This window comes from Mycobacterium sp. 1465703.0 (assembly GCF_001672975.1).
In the GTDB taxonomy this organism is placed as follows: Bacteria; Actinomycetota; Actinomycetes; order Mycobacteriales; family Mycobacteriaceae; genus Mycobacterium.
Window position 1 is genome coordinate 1 of the sequence record NZ_LZKU01000213.1, and the last position, 581, is coordinate 581.

The 581-nt window shown below is 69.0% G+C and carries 1 protein-coding gene; it reads left to right on the plus strand.

Annotated elements, in window-relative coordinates:
* On the plus strand, positions 1–581 hold a 581-nt coding region (locus A5625_RS20355; RefSeq protein WP_156748399.1), incomplete at both ends, for an HNH endonuclease signature motif containing protein.

Here is a 581-nt window from a genome sequence, read left to right on the forward strand (position 1 = left end):
ACGGCGACGGCGCGGGCGCTTCAGGTCAGCGGCCCCCGTTGCCTACCACCGCCGAGGCGTTTATGCGCCTGGTCGAAGCGGGATGGGACGCCGAGGCCACCCGCCGGCCCCACGGGCAGCACACCGCGGTGGTGGTCCATGTCGACGTTGAGCAGCGCGCTGCGGCACTGCATTTGGGTCCGTTGCTGTCTGACGCCGAACGCCGTTACCTGACTTGTGATGCCACGTGTGAGGTGTGGTTCGAACGTCACGGCGAGGTCATTGGTGCCGGCCGGGCGACCCGGGTGATCAACCGGCGGCTGCGCCGCGCGCTGGAGCATCGCGACCGCATGTGCGCGGTCCCGGGTTGTGGCGCCACTCGTGGTCTGCATGCCCATCACCTTCGGCACTGGGAAGACGGCGGCCCCACGGAGTTGGCCAACCTGGTGCTGCTGTGCCCTTATCATCACCGGTTGCACCATCGTGGCGTCATCACCATCACCGGATCCGCGAATGCACTCCTCGTCAGCGACGGCGCCGGCCGATCACTGAGCCCGGGATCGCTGGCGCGCCCCCCAACTCAACCTCCGCCCACGGTGGCG